Source organism: Isoptericola halotolerans (assembly GCF_045689585.1).
Classification (GTDB): domain Bacteria; phylum Actinomycetota; class Actinomycetes; order Actinomycetales; family Cellulomonadaceae; genus Isoptericola; species Isoptericola halotolerans_B.
On sequence record NZ_CP140108.1, the window covers coordinates 545,780 to 564,772 of the forward strand.

The following is an 18,993-nucleotide window of genomic DNA, read 5'->3' on the forward strand; positions in this document are numbered from 1 at the left end:
ACCCAGTGACCGACAGCCAGTCCACCAGCCCGAGCCTGGAGAACCTGCTCCACGAGACCCGCGCGTTCCCGCCGAGTCCGGAGTTCGCCGCCCAGGCCAACGCCCAGGCGTCGATGTACGACGAGGCCGCCGCCGACCGCGTGGAGTTCTGGGCCCGGCAGGCCCGCGAGCTCGTCTCCTGGAAGACGCCCTTCACCGAGACGCTCGACTGGTCCGAGGCCCCCGTGGCGAAGTGGTTCGCCGACGGCACCCTCAACGCTGCCTACAACGCCGTCGACCGCCACGTCGAGGCGGGGCTCGGCGACCGCGTCGCCATCCACTTCGAGGGCGAGCCCGGCGACACCCGCACCGTCACCTACGCCGACCTGCAGCGCGAGGTGTCCCGCGCCGCCAACGCGCTCGCCACCCTCGGCGTGGAGTCCGGCGACCGCGTGGTCATCTACCTGCCGATGCTCGTCGAGTCGGTCGTCGCGATGCTCGCCTGCGCCCGCCTCGGCGCCGCGCACTCCGTCGTCTTCGGCGGGTTCAGCGCCGACGCCCTGCGCAGCCGCATCTCCGACGCCGGTGCCAAGCTGGTCATCACGGCCGACGGCGGGTACCGGCGCGGCGCACCGAGCGCGCTGAAGCCGGCCGTCGACGAGGCCCTCGCACCGAAGGACGGCGAGCCGGCCACCACCGTCGAGCACGTGCTCGTCGTGCGGCGCACCGAGCAGGACGTCGAGTGGACCGAGGGCCGCGACGTCTGGTGGCACGAGGCCGTCGAGGCCGCCGACACGTTCCACGAGCCCGCCTGGGTCGGCGCCGAGCACCCGCTGTTCATCCTGTACACGTCGGGAACCACCGGGAAGCCGAAGGGCATCCTGCACACCACCGGCGGCTACCTCACCCAGACCGCGTTCACGCACAAGAACGTGTTCGACCTCAAGGCCGAGTCCGACGTCTACTGGTGCACCGCCGACATCGGCTGGGTCACCGGCCACTCGTACATCGTCTACGGCCCGCTGCTCAACGGCGCCACCCAGGTGATCTACGAGGGCACCCCGGACACCCCGCACCGGGGCCGCTGGTGGGAGATCGTCCAGAAGTACGGCGTGTCCATCTTCTACACCGCGCCGACGGCGATCCGCGCGTGCATGAAGTGGGGCGAGGAGATCCCGGCCGAGTTCGACCTGTCCTCGCTGCGCGTGCTCGGGTCCGTGGGCGAGCCCATCAACCCCGAGGCCTGGATGTGGTACCGCCGCGTCATCGGCTCCGACCGCACGCCGATCGTCGACACCTGGTGGCAGACGGAGACCGGCGCCATCATGATCTCCCCGCTGCCCGGCGTCACCGCGGCCAAGCCCGGCTCGGCGCAGGTGCCGCTGCCCGGGATCGCCGCCACCGTGGTCGACGACGAGGCGCACCCCGTGCCCGACGGCGGCGGTGGGTACCTCGTGCTCGCCGAGCCGTGGCCGTCGATGCTGCGCGGCATCTGGGGCGACCTGCAGCGGTTCAAGGACACCTACTGGTCCCGGTTCCCCGGCATCTACTTCGCGGGCGACGGCGCCAAGAAGGACGAGGACGGCGACATCTGGCTGCTCGGCCGGGTCGACGACGTCATGAACGTCTCCGGGCACCGCCTGTCCACCACCGAGATCGAGTCGGCCCTGGTGTCCAACGAGCTCGTCGCGGAGGCCGCCGTCGTCGGCGCCGCGGACGAGGTCTCCGGGCAGGCGGTGGTCGCGTTCGTCATCCTGCGCGGCGAGCACGCCGACGAGGCCGCCACCGACGAGGGCTCGGCCCGCATCGAGAAGACCCTGCGCGACCACGTCGCCAAGGAGATCGGGCCGATCGCCAAGCCGAAGCGCATCCTCGTGGTCGCCGAGCTGCCCAAGACCCGCTCCGGCAAGATCATGCGCCGCCTGCTGCGCGACGTCGCCGAGAACCGCGAGGTCGGGGACGCCACGACGCTGGCCGACTCGTCGGTGATGGGCCTGATCCAGGCGGGGCTCGCCGGCGGGTCGTCCCAGGACTGACCCGAGCCCGCCCGCACGACGAGGTGGCGCGTCCCGGCGGGGGCGCGCCACGTCGTGGTTCGATGGTCGGGTGCGCTTCCCTGCCCCGATCGAGATCGGCCCCCTGACCCCCGCCGCCCAGGACGCCGTGCGAGAGCTCGCCACGGCGGCCTCCGTCCACGACGGCGTCGCCCCGCTGTCGGAGCAGCCGCTGCTCCGCCTCGGCGAGGACGCGCACGACCTCACCCACGTGCGGGTGCAGACCAAGACCGGCGCCACCACCGGCTACCTGCAGGTGGACCGCGGCGGGGACGTCGCGAGCGCCGAGCTCGTCGTCCACCCCGACCACCGGCGCACCGGGATCGGCACCCTGCTGCTGCGCACCGCCGAGCGTGACGCCCGCCTGCCCGGCCGGTCCGGCGCCCCCGGCCAGCGTGGCGTCCCCCTGCGCGTGTGGGCGCACGGCGACCTGCCCGCCGCCCAGGGGCTCGCCGCGGCCCGCGGCTACGAGAGCGTCCGCGAGCTGCTCTTCCTCGCCTTCCCACTCGACGGTTCGGTGGACCAGGCGTCGGCCGCCCCCGTCCCCCGGCCCGGCTACCGGGTCCGCCCCTTCCGACCCGGGTCCGACGACGAGGCCTGGGTCGCGCTCAACGCGCAGGCCTTCGCGGACCACCCCGAGCAGGGCCGCCTCACCGTCCACGACCTGCACGCCCGCACGGCCGAACCGTGGTTCGACGCCGACGGGTTCCTGCTGCTGGAGGGACCGGACGGCCGGCTCGCCGGGTCCGTGTGGACCAAGGTCCCCACCGACCAGCCGGACGGCGTGCGCGACGGTGAGATCTACGCCGTCGGCATCGACCCGGCCGCCCGGGGACGAGGCCTCGGGGCGCTGCTGACCGACGCCGGGCTCCACCACCTCGCGACCGTCGGCTGCACCCGTGCGGTGCTCTACGTCGACGGCGACAACGCGGCCGCCCTGGCGACCTACGACCGAGCGGGGTTCGAGCGGGCCGCGATCGACGTCCAGTACGCACCGGGCCCCGTCTCCTGAGACCGCGGCACGGCACGGGGATCCCGGGCACGTCACCCGTCGTTCATCAATCGGTGCCAACATGGCCTCATGACTGCGTCCAGCCCGCGCACCACCCGGTGGCGTGACTCCCGCGGCCGGTTCGTCGCCGCGGCGACCACCGGCCCGACCGAGACCCGAACCACCGCGAAGGCAGGCCCACGCCGCATGGACCCCCAGCTCGCCGCCCACATCGCCGAGCACATCGCCGAGGACGCGACCGACGGCGCGCTCCGGGCCGACGTCGTCGCGGCGGAGCCGGCCGAGCTGCCCGCGGACCGGTTCGCCGACCGGGAGCTGAGCTGGCTCGCGTTCAACGAGCGGGTGCTGGAGCTGGCCGAGGACTCCTCCATGCCGCTGCTGGAGCGGGTCCGGTTCCTGGCGATCTTCGCGTCGAACCTCGACGAGTTCTTCATGGTGCGGGTGGCCGGGCTCAAGCGCCGCATCGCCACCGGCATCGCCGTCACCGCCGCGTCGGGCCTGAACCCCCGCGAGGTGCTCGAAGGCATCGGGGAGAACGCCCACCGGCTGATGGAGCGCCACGCCGTGGTGTTCCGCACCGACGTCCAGCCGGCGCTCGCCGACGAGGGCATCACGATCGTGCACTGGGACGAGCTGCTCGACAAGGAGCAGCAGCGGTTGCACAAGTTCTTCCGCAAGCACATCTTCCCGGTCCTCACGCCGTTGGCCGTGGACCCGGCGCACCCGTTCCCGTACATCTCGGGGCTGTCGCTCAACCTCGCCGTGGTCGTGGAGAACCCGCTGACCGGCAAGGAGCACTTCGCCCGCGTCAAGGTGCCGCCGCTGCTGCCCCGGTTCATCGCCGTCGACGACCGCGGCCGCCCCAGCGCGCCGACACCGACCCAGGCGGGTGGCACGCAGAAGTCCTTCGTGCCCCTGGAAGAGGTCATCGCCCAGCACCTGGACCACCTGTTCCCGGGCATGGAGGTGCGCGAGCACCACACCTTCCGCGTGACCCGCAACGAGGACGTCGAGGTCGAGGAGGACGACGCCGAGAACCTCCTGCAGGCGATGGAGAAGGAGCTGCTGCGTCGCCGGTTCGGGCCGCCGGTCCGCCTGGAGCTGGCCGAGGGCATCTCGCCGCGGATCCGCGAGCTGCTGGTCCGCGAGCTCGGCGTCGTCGAGGAGGAGGTCTACGAGCTGCACGGCCCCCTGGACCTCACCGGGCTCAACGTCATCGCGGACATCGACCGTGCGGAGCTGCACTACCCGCCGTTCATCCCGACCACCCACCGCCAGCTCGCGGAGGTCGAGTCCGCGATGCCCGGCGACGTCTTCGGCGCGATCCGCGAGCGCGACGTGCTGCTGCACCACCCGTACGACTCGTTCTCCACGTCGGTGCAGACCTTCCTCGAGCAGGCGGCCGCCGACCCGAAGGTGCTGGCGATCAAGCAGACGCTCTACCGCACCTCGGGCGACTCCCCCATCGTGGACGCGCTCATCGACGCCGCCGAGGCCGGCAAGCAGGTGCTCGCGCTGGTCGAGATCAAGGCGCGGTTCGACGAGCAGGCGAACATCTCCTGGGCCCGCAAGCTGGAGCAGGCCGGCGTGCACGTGGTCTACGGCATCGTGGGCCTGAAGACCCACTGCAAGCTGTCGCTGGTGGTCCGCCAGGAGTCGGACGGCCTGCGGCGCTACTGCCACGTCGGCACCGGCAACTACCACCCCAAGACCGCCCGGCTGTACACCGACCACGGGCTGCTCACCTGCGACCCCGACGTCGGGCAGGACCTGACGCGGCTGTTCAACCAGCTGTCCGGCTACGCCCCACGGTCGAAGTTCCACCGGCTGCTGGTGGCGCCGCGCACCGTCCGCTCGGGTCTCGTCGAGCGCATCGACCGGGAGGCGGCCGCAGCCCGCGCCGGGCACGAGGCGTGGGTGCGGATCAAGGTCAACTCCGCCGTCGACGAGGAGACGATCGACGCGCTGTACCGCGCGTCGCAGGCCGGGGCGAAGGTCGACCTCGTCGTGCGGGGCATCTGCGCCCTGCGCCCGGGGGTGCCCGGGCTCAGCGAGAACATCCGGGTGCGGTCCATCCTGGGCCGGTTCCTGGAGCACTCCCGGATCTTCGCCTTCGCGAACTCGGCGGGCCCGGCCATCGGGGAGGGCCCCGAGACCGGGCCGGAGGTCTTCATCGGGTCGGCCGACCTCATGCACCGCAACCTGGACCGCCGCGTCGAGGCCCTCGTGCGCATCAGCGACGAGAACCAGGTCCTCGAGCTGCTGGAGCTGATGAACGAGTCGATGTCCGACCAGACCGCCTCCTGGCAACTGCAGCCCGACGGGACGTGGGTCCGGGCCACGGGGCCCGAGGGCGAGCCCCTAATCGACCTGCAGTCGCGGCTCGTCCGGCGCCACCGCCGTCGTCCCAGCATGACCCGCTGACGCCGACGCGATGAGCTCCGCCGCGCAGTCCCCCCGTCCGCTCCGTACCGCGACACCGTTCGTCGACCCGCTCGGCGCCACCTCGGTCCAGCACGCCCCTGTCATCGAGACGGCCGGCGCGCTCGTGTGGCGGACGCGGCACGCGAGGATCCAGGTCCAGCTCGTCCACCGGCCCCGCTATGACGACTGGTCCTGGCCCAAGGGCAAGCACGAGGAGGGCGAGTCCCTGGCCACGACGGCGGTGCGCGAGGTCACCGAGGAGACCGGTCGCCCCGTGGTCCTCGGGCTGCCCCTGCCCGGGCTGCAGTACCTCACGCCGGAGGGCCGCGTGAAGCGGGTGCACTACTGGGCGGCACGACGCGCGAGCGCCACCCACGACGCGCACCCGCTCGCCGCCCGGAACCCCGTGGCGCCCGTCGACAAGCACGAGATCGACCGGACCGAGTGGGTCCACGCCGACGAAGCCGCCGAGCGGCTCACCCGCCCCACCGACCGCGGACCGCTCGAGGCCCTCCTGGAGGCCGCCCGGGACGGCCACCTCGCCACGCACGCCGTGGTGATCGTGCGGCACGGCCGGGCGTTGCCCCGCGCCGCCTGGTACGGCCAGGAGCAGGAGCGGCCGCTGACACCCGTCGGGCACGCCGAGGCCGCCGCGCTGGTACCGGTCCTGGCGGCGTACGGGGTGGACTCCGTGGTCTCCAGCCGCTGGGAACGGTGCGCGACGACGATCGACCCGTACGTCCGGGCGTCCGGGGTCCGGCCGGAGTACAGCGACAACCTGGGCGAGGCGCAGCACGAGCGCTCCCCCGCGCGGGTCGCGGCGGCAGTCCGCGACCTGCTCGAGGCCGGACGGTCGGCGGTGCTGTGCACCCACCGTCCGGTGCTGCCCACGGTCCTGGACGTCCTCGGGCAGCACTCGCGCCGGGTGGTGGCGAACGCCCTGCCACGCCGCGACCCCTACCTGGAGCCGGGCGAGGCGCTGGTCGCCCACGTCGCCACGACGGGCAAGGGGCCGCGGGTGGTCGCGGCCGAGCGGGTCGCGCCGCCGGTGTTCTAGCCGACGGCGCCGAGCACACCCACGGCGATCAGCGCGGCGAGGAGGCCGGCGGCCGGTGCCGTGAGGAGCCAGAAGACGGCGATGGTGCGCGCCACGCCCCACCGCACGGCCGAGAGTCGTCGCGTGGACCCCACGCCGACGATCGCCGCCGTGATCGTGTGTGTGGTGGACACCGGGGCGTGCAGGACGATCGAGCTGATGTACAGCACGATCGCGGAGACGGACTCCGCCACGAAGCCCCGCGCCGGGTCGATCTCGATGATGCGCCGGCCGAGGGTGCGCATGATGCGCCAGCCACCCGCGTAGGTGCCCGCCGCCATGGCGGTGGCCGCCAGCAGCTTGACCCACAGCGGGATCTCGGCCACCGGCGTGACGGCACCGACGGTCAGCAGCGCCAGCCAGATGACACCCATCGTCTTCTGGGCCGACTGCAGCCCGTGCCCGAGCGCCACCGCCGCGGCGGACGCCGTCTGGGCGATCCGGAAGCGTCGGTTCACCCGCGACGGCGCGGCGTGCCGGAAGATCCACAGCACCGCGATCATGAGGCCGAACGCCCCGACGAACCCGACCACCGGGGAGACCAGCAGAGGCAGGACGATCCGGTCGAGCACCTGCTCGGCGTGGACCACCATCCCGCCGGCGAGCCCGGCGCCCAGGAGACCTCCCACCAGCGCGTGCGTCGACGAGGTCGGCATCCCGAACCACCAGGCCACGAGGTTCCACGCCACCGCCCCGAGCAGGGCGCTGAGCAGCACGACGAGCGCGTCGACCGGCGTGGCGCCGTCGAGGTCCACGATCGAGGTCGCGATGGTCTCGGCGACCGCGGTGCCCAGCAGGGCTCCGACGAAGTTCATCGCGGCGGCCATCGCGACGGCGATCCGCGGGGTCAGCGCCCGGGTGGAGATGGAGGTCGCCACGGAGTTCGCCGCGTCGAGGAACCCGTTCGTGTACGCGAAGCCGAGGGCGACGACGATCACGACGACGACGAGGGCGAGCTCCACGCTCACGACTCCTTGAGCACGATCGTCTCGACCAGGTTCGCCACCCTCTCGAAGGCGTCGGTGGCCTCCTCCAGGATGTCGACGACCTCCTTGAGCTTGATCAGCAGGATCGGGTCGGTCACCCGGTCGAACAGGTGGGCGAGCAGCGTGCGGTGCAGCTTGTCACCCTGGTTCTCGAGCCGGTTGATCTCGACCCAGTACTCGGGGAGCTGGTCGAGCTTGCGCAGGCGCGGCATCGCGTCGGCCGTGAGCTCGGCGCAGCGCAGCAGCACCTGGATCTGCTCGGAGACCGCCATCGGCAGCTCGTCGATCTTGTACAGGACGATGAGGTGCCCGGCCTCGTCCATGGCGTCCATGCAGTCGTCCAGCGCGGAGGCGAGGCTGTAGATCTCGTCACGGCCGAACGGGGTCACGAACGTCTTGTTGAGCCGCCGCATGATCGAGTGCGTCGCCTCGTCGGCCTCGTGCTCCGCCTCGGTGAGGCGTTCGACGATCGCCTCGCGCTCGGTGCGGGACGCACCGAGGAGCTCGGCGAGCAGCGTGGCACCGGTGACGGTGTGGCCGGCGAGCACGGCCAGCAGGTCGAAGAAGGTGGTGTCGCGCGGGGTGAGGCGCAGGCGCACGGGGGGCTCCCGGTGAGGAAGGACGCTCGGTCAGTCACAGAGTAGATCCCGCCTCGCGGCCGGGCTAAATCCGTCTGCGGAGTGGCACGGCACCGTGACGGGAGAAGAGTGCGACGCCGGACCGGGAGCGCCTCTCGGCGCGTGGCCGCTCGTAGCGGCTGAAGATGGAGCCCGGGGCTACCGCGGCCCGACGCCGCCCGTCCATCGTAAGGGCCTCACCCTCAGTCGAGCGAACCTGCACGCCAGAGCGCCGCCGCGTGCTCGAGCTCCCCGGCGGTGCCCACCAGGTCGGCGGCGCCCCTCGTCATGCGGGCGGCCGCGTCGGGGTCGGCGACCTCCCGGGCGTCCGCGTCGTAGGCCGCTCCGGTCGCCAGGATGTGGCAGAACGCCGCGGCCCGTTCGAGGGCGACGGCGAGGTCTCCTGCGTAGACCCCGGACAGCACGGTGTCCGCGAGCTCGCGCAGGTCCGACGGCGTGGGCGGGCGCGGGACGCCGGCGACGACCTCGCGCACGGGCGCGGCGTCCACGCCGAGCCGGTAGCGCAGCCCGACGGTCCTCGGGTCGCGGCGGACCCACTCGCGCAGGGCGTACAGCCGCCACAGGGCACCGGGGAGGGTGGCGGGCGCCGCGTCGGACCAGAGCTCGGCGACGACGTCCAGCCCCTCACGCTCGACGAGCCGGACGAGGCGGGCGACCACCTCGGGGTCCTCGGCGGCGCGTGCCTGGTGGACGACGGCGCGGGCGGTGGTGTGCGCGACCTCGTCACGCCGGGCCGGGTCGAGAGCTCCGGGCAGGGCGTCGGCGTCGCGCGGGTCGAGCATCGCGGGGCGGCGGAACCTGGGTCGGTCGGTCACCCGCCCAGTCTCGCAGGTGCGGCGCGCCGTTCGCCGTGCCCGCTCACGCCATCGCTCTTAGCATCACCAGGGACGGCCCCAGGACCGGGACCCGGGAGGAGACCTGCGATGACCTCATCTGCACCGACCAGCGACGGAGCGCGCTCGGCGCACCGCAAGGCGATCGGCCTGTCGGTCGCCGCCGCCGTCGGCGGCTTCCTGTTCGGCTTCGACTCGTCCGTCATCAACGGCGCCGTGTCGGCGATCGAGGGAGAGTTCGAGCTCGAGGCGACGGTGACCGGGCTGGTGGTGGCGGTCGCGCTGCTCGGCTGCGCGCTCGGCGCCTGGGGCGCGGGCCGCCTGGCGGACCGCATCGGTCGCGTCAAGGTGATGCTCCTGGGCTCCGCGCTGTTCCTGTTCTCCGCGGTGATGTCGGCCTTGGCGTGGACCGCGCTGGACCTGTCGCTCTGGCGGTTCCTCGGGGGCATCGGTATCGGCATCGCGTCGGTCATCGCGCCGGCGTACATCGCCGAGATCTCCCCGGCGTCGATCCGCGGCAGCCTGGCGTCGCTGCAGCAGCTCGCCATCACGGTGGGCATCTTCGGCGCGCTGCTCAGCGACCAGATCCTCGCGAACACGGCGGGCGGCGCGTCGGAGGAGCTGTGGCTGGGCTGGGAGGCCTGGCGGTGGATGTTCTTCGTCGAGGCGGTCCCGGCCGTCGTCTACGGGTTGCTGGCGCTGCGCATGCCGGAGTCGCCGCGCTACCTGGTCGCCAAGGGCGACGTGGGCGAGGCGCGCAGCGTGCTCGCCTCGGTCCTCGGGCCGGACGAGGACGTCGACGACCGGATCTCCGAGATCAAGCGCTCGATCGCCGGCGACGAGAAGAACGCCGAGCGGAGCACGCTGCGCGGCCAGGGTTTCCTGGGGCTGAAGTCGATCGTCTGGGTCGGCATCCTGCTGGCGATCTTCCAGCAGTTCGTGGGGATCAACATCATCTTCTACTACTCGACGACGCTGTGGCAGGCGGTCGGGTTCGACGAGTCGCAGGCGTTCCTCGTCTCGACCATCACCGCGATCACGAACATCGCCGTGACGTTCATCGCGATCGCCCTCATCGACAAGGTGGGCCGCCGCCCGATGCTGCTCATCGGTTCGGCGGGCATGGCGGTGTCGCTGCTGACCATGGCCGCGGTCTTCACGCAGGGCACGACCACGGTCGACGCCGCGGGCGAGTCGACGCTGTCCCTGGGCGACCCGTGGGGGACGATCGCGCTGGTCGCGGCGAACGCGTTCGTCGTCTTCTTCGGCGCCACGTGGGGCCCGCTGATGTGGGTGATGCTCGGTGAGATGTTCCCCAACCGGATCCGCGCCGCGGCGCTCGGCGTCGGCGCGGCGGCGAACTGGCTGGCGAACTTCACGATCACGCTGACGTTCCCACCGATGCTCTCGGCCTTCGGGCCGGCCGTGCCGTACGGCATGTACGGGCTCTTCGCGGTGCTGTCCTTCTTCTTCATCTGGTTCAAGGTCTCCGAGACCAAGGGCAAGGAGCTGGAGGACATGACCGAGGACGTGCGCCAGCGCGTCTGAGCCCGCGACCACGACGGCGGCCCGCTTCCTTCCCGGAGGCGGGCCGCCGTCGCGTGCGGGAATGATCGGGCGAACTACTTGCTTGACGCAAGCATCCATCATATTGTTTCTCGCGGCAACGAAAGGAGTCCCCGTGACCGCAGGTTCCTCGACCGCGCTCGTCGCCGCCCTGGAGTCGCTGGGGCGCGCCCAGCGCGAGGCCGCCGCACGCGTCGCGCGCGATCTCGACTGGCCACGCTCCGGCCTCGCCGTCGTGCGCATCCTGCGAGCCCGCGGCGAGATGCAGCTCTGCGAGGTCGCGGAGATCCTGCGCGTCGACGCCTCCGTCGCCAGCCGCCAGGTCGGCGCGCTCGTCGACGCCGGACACGTCCGACGCACGGTCGACACCGCCGACCGCAGGGCCCGGACCCTCGGGCTCACCGACGCCGGGCTCGCGTTCGCCGCCGAGTCGGACCGCTACTTCGACGCCTTCGTCGACGAGGCCTTCGCGGACTGGTCCGCCGACGACCTCGACGACGCCATCACGCAGATCCGCAACGTCGCGGCCGCCATCAGCACCGTTTCCCAGGAGGCCCCGCCCCGATGACAGACACCACCCGCTCCACCGCGGCGAACGAGCCGGACGCCCCGCTCGTCGACGCGCTGGCCGACGGCAACCCGGCCATGAACCGGCGCGAGACGCTCGAGGCGCTCTCCGGCATCCTGCTCGGCGTCCTCGTCTCGCTGCTGGCCACGACCATCGTCTCCACGTCGCTGCCCCGCATCGTCGCGGACCTCGACGGGTCCCAGCACTCCTACACCTGGGTCGTCACGGCCATGCTGCTGACGATGACGATCTCCACCCCGCTGTGGGGCAAGCTCGCCGACCTGACCGACCGCAAGGTCCTCATGCAGATCGCGCTCGTCATCACCGTGGTCTCGGCCGCCGCGGCCGGGCTGTCGCAGGACATCGGCTGGCTCATCACCTGCCGGGCGTTCCAGGGCATCGGCGCCGGTGGCGTGATGTCCCTCGCCACCGTCCTGATGTCCGACATCATCAGCCCCCGCGAACGCGGCAAGTACATGGGTCTGATGGGCGCGGTCATGGCCGTCGCGCAGATCGGCGGCCCCCTGCTCGGCGGCATCATCACCGACGCCGCCTCCTGGCGCTGGACCTTCTTCGTCGGCGTGCCATTCGGCGTCGCCGCGCTCGTCACCCTGCAGCGCACCCTGCACCTGCCGCGCCGCGAGCGCCGCGACGTGCGGATCGACTACTGGGGCGCGACCCTCGTCGCCCTCGCCGTCGCCCTGCTGCTGCTGTGGGTGACCTTCGCCGGCGACCAGTTCGACTGGGCGTCGTGGCAGACGACCGCGATGGTCGGCGGGGCCGTCCTCGCGCTCCTCGCCCTCGTCTTCGTCGAGCGTGCCGTCCCGGAGCCCATCCTCCCGCTGCACCTGTTCCGCAACCGGACGTTCGTGCTGGCGGTCGTGGCCTCCGCCTCCGTGGGCGTGGCGATGTTCGGCACCGCGGTGTTCCTCGCCCAGTACTTCCAGCTCGCCCGCGGCAAGACGCCGACCGAGTCGGGCCTGCTGACCATCCCGATGGTGGTGGGCACCATGCTCGCCGGCATCGTCCTGGGCCGCCTCATCACCGCCACCGGCCGCTACAAGGCCATCATGGTGGGTGGCGCGTCGGTGCTCTCGCTGTCCCTGTTCGGGCTCTCGACGATCGCCGTCGACACCAGCTTCGTGGTGATCTCCGTCTACCTGTTCGGCCTCGGCCTGTCCGTCGGTGCTCTCATGCAGAACCTGGTGCTCGCCACGCAGAACACACTGGACGTCCGCGAGATGGGCGCCGGCACCTCCGGCGTCGCCTTCTTCCGGTCGCTCGGCGGGGCGATCGGCGTCTCCGTGCTCGGCGCGATCATGGCCGCGCGGGTGCGCACCGACATGGCCGACGGTCTCGCGGACCTCGGCGTCCCGGCCTCCGCGGTGGGCGAGAGCACCGGTGCCGTCCCGGACCTGTCGCAGGCACCCGACGCGGTGCGGTCCGTCGTCGAGCAGGCGTACTCGAACGGGATCACCGAGATCTTCCTCTACGCGGTGCCGATGGCGGTCGTCTCGCTGGTCGCCGTGCTCTTCATCCGCGAGGTGCCGCTCGGGCGGAGCTCCGGGATCGAGCAGGCCCGCGACCTGGGTCTCACCGACGACGACGCCGGCCACACCGGCCGCGGCGACAGCGACGACGGCGGGACCGCCCGCCCTCAGGCGGTCGGGTCGAGCCAGGCCTGAGCCGACGGGACGAGCTCGCCCGCCTCCTGCCAGAACGAGGCGGGGAGCTCGTGCCGGAACGCCTCCAGCGTCTGGGCGACCCGGTCCGGACGGGAGACGCCCACGATCGTCGACACCACCCGCGGGTCGCGTGCCGAGAACTGCAGCGCCGCCGTCGCCAGCGTGGTCCCGTGTCGGGCGCACAGCGCTCGCAGCCCGTCGACGGCGGCGAGGGTCTCGGGCGGCGCCTCGCGGTAGCCGTAGCGCGTCGCGCTCGGCCGGTCCGCCGACGGCGTCTGCTGCGCCAGGATGCCGCCGCCGTAGACCGCGGCGTTCAGCACGCCCGTGCCGCGCGCCGCCGCCGCGGCGATCAACGAACCTGCCGAACGGTCCACGAGCGTCCACCGGTTGTGGACCAGCAGCACGTCGAAGACGCCGAGGTCCAGGTACCGCCGCATCTCGGGGACCGGCCCGCCGGCGAGCCCGACGGACCCGACCTCCCCGGACTCGCGCAGCGCGAGCAGCGCGTCCAGCGCACCACCCCGAGCGGTGAGGTCCGCGAAGTCGAAGTTCTCCGGGTCGTGCAGGTGAACCAGCGGCAGGCGGTCCAGGCCCAGCCGCTCGCGGGACTCGTCCACCGAACGGCGCACCCGGTCGGCCGAGTAGTCGCCGTCGCGCGGGTCCACCTTGGTCGCGACCACGACGTCGTCGGGCAGCGCACCGTGGCGCTCGCGGTACGCGGCCAGACCGCGGCCGATCCGCCGCTCGCTCTCGCCGTCGGAGTACCCGTTGGCCGTGTCGAGGAACCGCACCGGGGACTCCAGCACCGCGAGCACGGTCTCCACGGCGCGCTCGGCGGCGACCTCGTACCCGAAGACCCCGGGCATCGACCCGAGAGGGCTGCCGCCGGCGCAGACCGCGCTGACGGCCAGGCCCGTCCCGGGGAGCGGACGCGTCCAGCCCGGCGTGCCGGGGGCCGGGACGGGGGCGGGTTCAGGGACACGGTGCAGCGCTGACGCGGTCATGGACCGAGCCTACGGGGCTATTTCACCCGCCTGGGAGGGCCCTCTGACCAAATCGTGACCCGCAGAGGCTCCCGGACGCTTCCGGGGAGGGCCATGATGGGGCCATGCACGACGCCGCCCCTCTCACCGCACCGCCGGAGCCGCAGACCGACCCGTTCGGCGCCCTCGAGCGTGAGGTGCGCGTCCTGATCCGGCGGGCACAGTCCACCTCGGCGCAGACCGCTCGCCTGATCCACCCCGAGCTGGAGGCGTCGGCCTACCCGTTGCTCGCGCACATCGCCATGTACCCCGGCACCCGCGGCTCGGACCTCGCCGCCCACTTCGGCGTCGGGCGCGCCACCGTCTCGCGGCAGCTCAGCCGGCTCGCCGAGCTCGGCCTCGTCCACCGTGAGACCGACCCCGAGGACACGCGCGGGCAGCAGATCACCCTGACCGACGACGGGGCCCGCCGCTTCCGGCACGCCCGTGACGCCCGCCTCACGATGCTCGAGTCAGCGCTGTCGGGGTGGGAGAAGGACGACGTCGCCGAGCTCGCCCGGCTGCTGAACAGCTACTCCGCCGACGTCGTGGCCTGGCTCGGCAGCCAGCAGGGCACGGCTCACCTCAGCGCCGCAGACGCTCGCGCAGCGCACTGACCGTCGCCACGTCGCCGCCGTGCGCGGTGAACCATCCGACGGCTCCGTCGTCGTGGGCAGCCAGGACGTCGAGCACCGCCTCGACGGCGTGCGCCGGTGCCGTGAGGAGCTCGGGCGGCAGTGCCGCGACCACGTGCGTGTCCCGACGCGGCGCCCGGGCCGTCGCCCGGGCGCGGAGCAGCACCTGCGGCATGCTCGCGTCGGTCCGGACGTAGTCCGCCACGATGCTCGCCCGGTCCACACCCACGAGGTCCAGGACGAGCGCCACCAGGACGCCGGTCCGGTCCTTGCCCGCGGTGCAGTGCACCAGCACGGGGGACGGGTCCTCGGCGACGGCCCGCACCCCGGCGACCAGGTGCGCGGCCCCGGGGCCGTCGAGCATCTCGAGGTACAGCCGGCCCAGTTCGAAGGGGGCGGGCTGCGTCCCGCTCCCGGCCCGGGTGGTCGCCCCGGTCAGGACGGGCAGGGCCACGACGTCCGCGACGCCGCGGAGCGGGTGCGTCTCGGACGACTCGTCGACGTCCCGCAGGTCGAGCACGGTGCGTGGTGGCCACGCCACGTCGGCGGGCGCGACGTCACCGGCGCGTGGCGCGTCCGACCGCAGCAGCACGGCGGTGCGCAGCAGCGGCGAGGCGGCACCGACGTCGCGCACGTTCACGAGCCGGTCGGGGACGGCGGTGGTCTCGACGCTCATGGCACGACGGTAGCCGGTCCCACCGCCCTCAGGACGTGAGACCGGCTCTCCCCTGCCGGTGTGACCTCCGGGTGCTCAGGTCGTGCCGGGCTCGAAGGTCAGGCTGACCGAGTTCATGCAGAACCGGTCGCCGGTCGGCGTCTGGGGCGCGTCGTCGAACACGTGGCCCAGGTGCGAGCCGCAGCGGGCGCACCGGACCTCGGTGCGCACCATGCCGAGCGACCGGTCCTCGATCAGCTCGACCCGGTCCCCTGCCAGCGGCGTGTAGAACGACGGCCACCCGCAGTGCGAGTCGAACTTCGACTCGCTGCGGAACAGCTCGTTGTCGCACGCGCGACACCGGTAGACACCCTCGCGCTGCTCGTCGAGCAGCTCACCCGTCCAGGCCCGTTCGGTGCCCGCCTGGCGCAGCACCGTGAACTCCTGCGGCGACAGCTCGACGCGCCACTCGTCCTCGCTCTTGGACACCTCATACGTCATGTCCCGGTCAACAACGGTCACGCGAGCGGTGTTCCCGTCCGGGGATCGCCTCAGCGGCGACCGCGGGGACGGCCACCGGACGACCCGGCCGAGCCGGCGCCCTGCGCGACGCCCTGACCGGCGCGGCCGCCGCCGCCCTGGCCACCGCGGCGGCGACGACGGCTGCGGCCGCCTCCAGAGGACCCGGCGGATCCGGCGGACCCGGCGCCCTGGCCGGCACGACCGCCGCCCTGGCGACCGCCCGAGCCCTGCCCCTGCGGCTTCTTGCGAGGCTGCTGCTGCTCGACCGGCGGGGCCGGCTTGACGTACGCGGCCACCTCGCCGACGAGCGCCGCGACGACGGGGTCGCCCGGGGCGACCGGCTGCGGGCGGGCGGTGATGCGGGCCTTGCGGGTCAGGTCACGGACGTCGCCGCGCTCCTCGGGGAGCATGACCGTCACGACGTCGCCCACGGAACCGGCGCGGGCCGTGCGGCCGGAGCGGTGCAGGTAGGCCTTGTGCTCGGCGGGCGGGTCGACGTGCACCACGAGCTCGACCTCGTCGACGTGGATGCCGCGCGCCGCGATGTCCGTGGCGACCATGACCCGGACGTCGCCGGAGGAGAAGGCCGCGAGGTTGCGCTCGCGCGCGCCCTGGCCGAGGTTGCCGTGCAGGTCCACCGCGGGCACACCGGCGGCCGTGAGCTGCTTGGCGAGCTTCTTCGCCTGGTGCTTGGTCCGCATGAACAGCACCCGGCGGCCGGTGCCCTGGGCGAGCTGGTGCACGACCTGCTTCTTCGCCTCCTTGTCGGCCACGGCGAGGATGTGGTGCGTCATCTGCGGCGGCGGGGCGGCGGCGTCGTCCACCGAGTGCGTCACCGGGTTCTTCAGGTAGCGCTTGACGAGCACGTCCACGCCGTTGTCCAGCGTCGCCGAGAACAGCAGCCGCTGACCCTGGCGGGGGGTGCGGTCCATGATCCGCTTCACGCCCGGCAGGAACCCGAGGTCGGCCATGTGGTCGGCCTCGTCGAGGATCGTGATCGCGACGTCGTCGAGCGTGAGGAGCCGCTGGTTGAGCAGGTCCTCGAGACGACCCGGGCAGGCGATGACGATGTCCACCCCCTGGTTGAGTGCCGTCACCTGCCGCGACTGGGCGACACCGCCGAAGATCGTCGTCGTGCGCAGGCCGAGCGCCTCGGCGATCGGCTTCATCACGGCGTCGATCTGGTTGGCGAGCTCACGGGTGGGGCACAGCACCAGCGCCATCGGTGCGGCACTGCGCAGGGCGCGGCGGCCGGCGGCCTTCGCCGCGGCCTTCTGCCGGGCGATCTCGGTCACGGCCGGCAGCGAGAAGGCGAGCGTCTTGCCGGAACCGGTCCGGCCGCGGCCGAGCACGTCCTTGCCGGCGAGCGTGTCCGGCAGGGATGCCGCCTGGATGGGGAAGGGGGTGGTGATGCCGGCGTCCGTCAGGTGCTTCACGACAGGGGTCGGCAGGCCGAAATCGGCAAAGGAAGTCAAGGAAGATGCCTCTCTGGGGCGTCGGACGACGCCCGGGTCGGGGTCCGCCGCACGCAATCCGGGGGGATCTCCACGACGTGGGGCGCGCGGGATCGCGCCGCCCTCTCGACGACATTGTGGCACGCCGGACGGTGAACTCCCCTATGACACACCCCACAGGCACCTGGGCCGGGACCCGACGGGCTCCCAGACGGGCATGGTGCAATGTGCGGCGTGGACGACTTCTTCGCGACCGTCGGTGACGTGCTCGGGCAGATCTGGACCGCGGCCACCACCCCGGTGGACCCGCCGGACCAGACGGTCGTGCTCGCCGTCGCCCTGGTGGCGCTCGCCGTCGTGGTGGTGGGTCCCGTCTGGCGGGTGGCCCGGCACGTGGTGACGATCGCGCACGAGGGCGCCCACGCCGTCGTCGCCATGCTCACCGGACGGCGCCTCGACGGCATCCGCCTGCACTCGGACACGTCGGGGCTGACCGTCACGGCCGGGCGGCCCCGCGGGCTCGGGATGGTGCTCACGGCGTTCGCCGGGTACGTGGGTCCAGGACTGGTCGGGCTCGGCGCCGCCTGGCTGCTGCGGGCCGGGTACGCCGTCGGGCTGCTGTGGCTGCTCGTGGCGCTCCTGGCGCTGCTGCTGCTCAAGATCCGCAACTGGTTCGGGCTGTGGTCGGTGCTCGTCAGCGGGGCCGCGCTCGTCGGCGTCTCCTGGTGGCTGGAGCCCGCGACGCAGTCCGCGGTCGCCTACGCCGTGACCTGGTTCCTCCTGCTCGGCGCCGTCCGGCCCGTCCTCGAGCTGCAGGCCCAGCGGGCCCGGGGCCGGGCGCGGTCCTCCGACGCCGACCAGCTCGGGCGGCTCACCGGCGTGCCGGGCGTCGTGTGGGTGGTCGTCTTCGCGCTCGTCACGCTCGGCTGCCTGGCCCTCGGGGCGACCTGGATCGTGGGTCCGGTCTCCCCCTGAGGCCGCCGGCCAGCTCCCACCGGGCCGTCAGAGCCGCGCGTACCGGGCCCGGGCGAACGAGTAGACCCCGTAGGCGGCGATGCCCGCACCCGTCACGACCAGCAGCGCCGTGCCGAACGGCTGGTCCCGGATCGTCTGCAACGCGTCGTCGAGGCCGCCGGCCTTGTCCGCGTCGTGCGTGACCCCGGCCGTGACGAACAGCCCGCCCAGCACCGCGAGCGCCACCCCCTTGGCCACGTAGCCGACCTGTCCCAGACGGACGACGGCCGTGCCGACGGCGCCGCCACCCGTCCCCCGCAGGTCCTCGAGGAACTTCTTGCGCCACCCCTTGACCACGTGGAACACCCCGACGCCGACGACCGTCAGTCCGACCGCGACGACGAGCCAGCGGCCGGCCGGTGCCTGCAGGAGCATCGCGGTCAGGCTCTCCTGCTGACCGCCTCCCCCGCCGTCGCCCGTGGCGTAGCGCGCCGCCGAGAAGGCCAGGACGCCGTAGAGGACGCCTTTGCCGGCGGACTTGACGCGGGTGCCGACCTCCTTGGCGTCCGCCACGCCGGGGACGCCGACGACGGCCTCGGCGAGCTGCCACAGCGCGAGAGCGGCGAAGCCGACGGTCACCGCCCAGAGGGCCAGGGGCCCGCCGGGAGCGCTCGCGAGCTGCCGGAAGGCACCGGACTCGTCGGCGCTGCCGGAGGAGGACCCGAGCGCCAGCCGGACCGCCAGCCAGCCGATCAGCAGGTGAAGCACCCCCGAGGCGACGTATCCGCCGCGCGCCAGGGCGCGCAGCCCCGTGCTGTGCTGGGCGCGGCGAGCCGCTCCCTGCCCTGGTCCTCGTGCAGACACCGGTCACCTCCGTCCGCCACGGGTCTCGCGGCGTCGTCGACACCCT

Annotated in this window: 17 protein-coding genes; 9 read left to right on the forward strand and 8 right to left on the reverse strand. The window is 73.0% G+C overall.

Annotation, left to right across the window (positions count from 1 at the left end; all coding sequences use genetic code 11):
* The first annotated feature begins 5 nt into the window (after window positions 1-5).
* The 4 genes from acs to UQW22_RS02590 all read left to right on the forward strand — a co-directional run bounded on the left by acs (window position 6) and on the right by UQW22_RS02590 (window position 6,526).
* Entirely contained in the window at window positions 6-2,015 is a 2,010-nt protein-coding gene (acs, locus tag UQW22_RS02575) for an acetate--CoA ligase (protein ID WP_407319283.1), read from the forward strand.
* 70 nt (window positions 2,016-2,085) lie between these two features.
* Window positions 2,086-3,045, forward strand: coding sequence for a mycothiol synthase (gene mshD / locus UQW22_RS02580; RefSeq protein ID WP_407319284.1), 960 nt, complete (start codon window positions 2,086-2,088; stop codon window positions 3,043-3,045).
* A 186-nt stretch (window positions 3,046-3,231) separates the two neighbouring features.
* On the forward strand, window positions 3,232-5,469 hold the full coding sequence (locus tag UQW22_RS02585) for an RNA degradosome polyphosphate kinase (RefSeq protein ID WP_407320706.1): 2,238 nt from the start codon (window positions 3,232-3,234) through the stop codon (window positions 5,467-5,469).
* Window positions 5,470-5,479: 10 nt separating this feature from the next.
* Window positions 5,480-6,526: an NUDIX hydrolase gene (locus UQW22_RS02590; RefSeq protein WP_407319285.1), complete on the forward strand. Its 1,047-nt coding sequence runs from the start codon at window positions 5,480-5,482 to the stop codon at window positions 6,524-6,526.
* Here the strand turns inward: UQW22_RS02590 and UQW22_RS02595 are convergent.
* From UQW22_RS02595 to UQW22_RS02605, 3 genes are all read right to left on the reverse strand, one after another.
* Complete coding sequence (locus UQW22_RS02595) at window positions 6,523-7,527, reverse strand: inorganic phosphate transporter (protein WP_407320708.1); 1,005 nt, start codon at window positions 7,525-7,527, stop codon at window positions 6,523-6,525. The two genes, UQW22_RS02590 and UQW22_RS02595, sit on opposite strands and share 4 nt — an antisense overlap.
* 2 nt (window positions 7,528-7,529) lie before the next feature.
* Entirely contained in the window at window positions 7,530-8,150 is a 621-nt protein-coding gene (locus UQW22_RS02600) for a DUF47 domain-containing protein (protein ID WP_407319286.1), read from the reverse strand.
* 221 nt (window positions 8,151-8,371) lie between these two features.
* A complete protein-coding gene (locus UQW22_RS02605) occupies window positions 8,372-8,971 on the reverse strand; it encodes a hypothetical protein (protein ID WP_407320709.1) in 600 nt (199 codons plus the stop codon).
* A gap of 141 nt (window positions 8,972-9,112) precedes the next feature.
* Here UQW22_RS02605 and UQW22_RS02610 point away from each other — a divergent pair, with 141 nt between their 5' ends.
* The 3 genes from UQW22_RS02610 (at window position 9,113) to UQW22_RS02620 (ending at window position 12,841) form a co-directional block, all read left to right on the forward strand.
* Window positions 9,113-10,570, forward strand: a complete 1,458-nt coding sequence (locus UQW22_RS02610) for a sugar porter family MFS transporter (RefSeq protein ID WP_407319287.1) — start codon at window positions 9,113-9,115, stop codon at window positions 10,568-10,570.
* A gap of 133 nt (window positions 10,571-10,703) precedes the next feature.
* Complete coding sequence (locus UQW22_RS02615; protein WP_407319288.1) at window positions 10,704-11,156, forward strand: MarR family winged helix-turn-helix transcriptional regulator; 453 nt, start codon at window positions 10,704-10,706, stop codon at window positions 11,154-11,156.
* Window positions 11,153-12,841, forward strand: coding sequence for an MDR family MFS transporter (locus tag UQW22_RS02620; protein WP_407319289.1), 1,689 nt, complete (start codon window positions 11,153-11,155; stop codon window positions 12,839-12,841). The genes UQW22_RS02615 and UQW22_RS02620 overlap by 4 nt, the downstream gene beginning before the upstream one ends.
* On the opposite strand, the gene UQW22_RS02625 is transcribed toward UQW22_RS02620, so the two are convergent.
* Window positions 12,814-13,845 carry an aldo/keto reductase gene (locus UQW22_RS02625; protein WP_407319290.1) on the reverse strand — a complete coding sequence of 344 codons (1,032 nt, stop codon included), beginning with the start codon at window positions 13,843-13,845 and terminating at the stop codon, window positions 12,814-12,816. The genes UQW22_RS02620 and UQW22_RS02625 overlap by 28 nt on opposite strands.
* A 104-nt stretch (window positions 13,846-13,949) precedes the next feature.
* On the opposite strand from UQW22_RS02625, the gene UQW22_RS02630 reads away from it, so the two are divergent.
* Window positions 13,950-14,480 carry a MarR family winged helix-turn-helix transcriptional regulator gene (locus tag UQW22_RS02630; RefSeq protein WP_407319291.1) on the forward strand — a complete coding sequence of 177 codons (531 nt, stop codon included), beginning with the start codon at window positions 13,950-13,952 and terminating at the stop codon, window positions 14,478-14,480.
* On the opposite strand, the gene UQW22_RS02635 is transcribed toward UQW22_RS02630, so the two are convergent.
* From UQW22_RS02635 to UQW22_RS02645, 3 genes are all read right to left on the reverse strand, one after another.
* Window positions 14,449-15,174 (reverse strand): tyrosine-protein phosphatase, encoded by a 726-nt coding sequence (locus UQW22_RS02635; RefSeq protein WP_407319292.1) that lies wholly within the window; start codon window positions 15,172-15,174, stop codon window positions 14,449-14,451. The two genes, UQW22_RS02630 and UQW22_RS02635, sit on opposite strands and share 32 nt — an antisense overlap.
* Before the next feature lie 75 nt (window positions 15,175-15,249).
* Window positions 15,250-15,654: a peptide-methionine (R)-S-oxide reductase MsrB gene (gene msrB, locus UQW22_RS02640; protein ID WP_407319293.1), complete on the reverse strand. Its 405-nt coding sequence runs from the start codon at window positions 15,652-15,654 to the stop codon at window positions 15,250-15,252.
* A gap of 50 nt (window positions 15,655-15,704) precedes the next feature.
* Complete coding sequence (locus UQW22_RS02645; RefSeq protein WP_407319294.1) at window positions 15,705-17,111, reverse strand: DEAD/DEAH box helicase; 1,407 nt, start codon at window positions 17,109-17,111, stop codon at window positions 15,705-15,707.
* Window positions 17,112-17,354: 243 nt separating this feature from the next.
* Here UQW22_RS02645 and UQW22_RS02650 point away from each other — a divergent pair, with 243 nt between their 5' ends.
* Window positions 17,355-18,104: a M50 family metallopeptidase gene (locus tag UQW22_RS02650; RefSeq protein ID WP_407319295.1), complete on the forward strand. Its 750-nt coding sequence runs from the start codon at window positions 17,355-17,357 to the stop codon at window positions 18,102-18,104.
* A 27-nt stretch (window positions 18,105-18,131) separates the two neighbouring features.
* Here UQW22_RS02650 and UQW22_RS02655 read toward each other — a convergent pair whose 3' ends face one another.
* Entirely contained in the window at window positions 18,132-18,947 is an 816-nt protein-coding gene (locus tag UQW22_RS02655) for a DUF1206 domain-containing protein (RefSeq protein ID WP_407319296.1), read from the reverse strand.
* Window positions 18,948-18,993: the final 46 nt, after the last annotated feature.